This window comes from Pseudomonas viridiflava, from assembly GCF_001642795.1.
GTDB classification, from domain to species: domain Bacteria; phylum Pseudomonadota; class Gammaproteobacteria; order Pseudomonadales; family Pseudomonadaceae; genus Aquipseudomonas; species Aquipseudomonas viridiflava.
Map to the genome: position 1 here is coordinate 1 of NZ_LKEH01000008.1, position 2,143 is coordinate 2,143.

Annotated in this window: 2 protein-coding genes; one reads left to right on the forward strand and one right to left on the reverse strand. The window is 63.7% G+C overall.

Annotated elements, in window-relative coordinates:
* Positions 1–28: 28 nt before the first annotated feature.
* Positions 29–1,258 carry an IS110 family RNA-guided transposase gene (locus tag AO065_RS00050; RefSeq protein ID WP_044480144.1) on the reverse strand — a complete coding sequence of 410 codons (1,230 nt, stop codon included), beginning with the start codon at positions 1,256–1,258 and terminating at the stop codon, positions 29–31.
* Between the two features lie 373 nt (positions 1,259–1,631).
* Here AO065_RS00050 and AO065_RS00055 point away from each other — a divergent pair.
* Positions 1,632–2,143: DUF2637 domain-containing protein (locus AO065_RS00055; protein ID WP_155737740.1), on the forward strand; the 512-nt coding region annotated here is incomplete at its 3' end.

Here is a 2,143-nt window from a genome sequence, read left to right on the forward strand (position 1 = left end):
CTGGAAGACATCTCACGGGGTGTAGGAGTCAAGCCGCGATCGGGAGGGGAGGTGGAAATGCGTGCAGTTCGTCGAAGAATTCGCGGGTGGTAAGGCAGTGGTGGAGTTGGCCGAGGAATCGGTTGAACAGGTGTCGTTGGGCTTGGTGGTTCCAGTCTCCGCCGGCGCGGCGAGCGTCGAAATGTCGTCGGGCGCCGGGGGACGCTTGCAGGGCGCTGAACGCCCAGATCGTTCCCGCTGCTGCCAGTCGCCGGTTCTTGACGTGCCGGTGCAGGACGAAGGTTTTCTTCCCGCTGGCGCGGGTGATCGGGGCAGCACCGGCGTAGGCCTTGAGGCCGCGCGCGGTCGCGAACCTGTTTCGGTCGTCACCGATCTCGGCGAGCACGCGAGCACCTGCGAGCGGCCCCAGACCGGGAAAGCTGGTGATGATCTTCGCATCCGGGTGCTCGGAGAAGAGCACGCTCACGTGCGCGGCGAGGGTCTCGGCGGCTGTGCAGGCGGCGTCGAACTGCCGCAACAGGGTCATCAGGCTGATTCCCATCGCTGCTTCGATCTGCGGTGGCTGGCGAAGCGCCGGGGCGCGCATGATGGCCCGCAGTCGTTCGACGTCTCGGTCGAGGAATCGGGAACGTCCGGCTCTTTTGAGTGCTGCTTTGAGTTGGGGCCGGGTCAGGGCGGCAGCTGCGGTCGGAGTCGGAGCTGCAGCGAGCACGCTTCGGGCATCAGGGCGGGTCAGCCCGTCTTCGAGCGACTGAAACGCGGTCAACGCTGCCGGGAAATATTCCTTGAGCAGCGAGCGGATCTCGTTGCCGAAGCGTTGCCGAGACCAGACGGCGTCCTGCTGGGCGCGGGCAAGAACCCGAATGGCCAGAGCGCTGTCGGTATCCGCCGGCAACGGACGGTGCGCGACGGCGTCGGTGCGCACGATATTCGCCAGCATGACCGCGTCGGCGGAATCGGATTTCGATCCGGAGACCGAATGCCGGGACCGGTACCGGGAGGCCGCGAGCGGATTGATCGGGTAGATCACCCGGCCACTCGCGCGCAGTCCGGCAACCCACAGGCCGTGATCGGTTTCGATCCCGACTGGGATCGGATCTTCGGCGGTGTCGCCGGCTTCGGCGAATGCCTCGAGCAGTCGGGCGAACCCGGCGGCGTCGTTGTCGACTCGTCCCCGGCTCACGACTTCGCCCAGGTCGTTGAGGATTGCGAAGTCGTGATGGTTTTCGGCCCAATCGATTCCGCAGTACAGTCCCACCGCGCCTCCCAATGTCGATGTGCAGGTTGCGAACCCGTGTGGTGCACGCGGCGACCTAATTGCAGGACTCGACGGTCCGTCATCTCACCAGCCGTTCGTGACACCAGCGCACCGCAGGGCGCTCGATCTGCCGAAGAGCTCACGGCTCGGGAACACAGAAGAAGAGATCATCCCTGCGGCGGGCTCGTACCACGACATTTCACCACGCCGAATGGTGCACTGCCCGGCGCTGCCTCTCTTCCAGAAGGCGTCGCATGCGCCGGGAAAACCCTGGAGTCCGCCTGGCAGTGCACCCGCAGAAACAGCAGACCAGCGTGAGCGTTGTTGCCCGTCGGTCCGTGCTTCTACACACCAATTAGGAAAGAACCCAGTCATGACCGACTTTAGCCTCCGGGCAGCTCGTATTCAGCTAGGCGCATTGCTCGCCGCACTCGCACTCGCGATTGTCATTGCACTCGGTATCACCACCGGCGCATTCGTACTTTCCTTCGCCGTGCAACGAGACCTCGCCAGGCAAGCTCTGATCCCAGAACACCTGACCTGGATTTTCCCTGCGATCGTGGACAGCGCAATCCTCGGCGCCACCATCGCCATCGTCATCATCAGCAAGCTCAACATGAACAAGCGCGACCGAGGCTTCTACATCGCACTCGCCGTCAGCGTTGTCGTGATCAGCATCCTCGGAAACGCGTACCACGCCTATCACGCAGCAATTGCCGCACGGGAGTTCATCGGTGGTGGGGGAGACCTCGGGTTCATCCCACTCGCACCGGCTATTGCAGCGGCCATTGCGATCATTCCGCCGGCCCTGGTCTTAGCATTCACGCACGGAATCACGATCCTGGTGAAGGCAGTTGGAATGGCCTACGCCGCTTACCGCTCGAT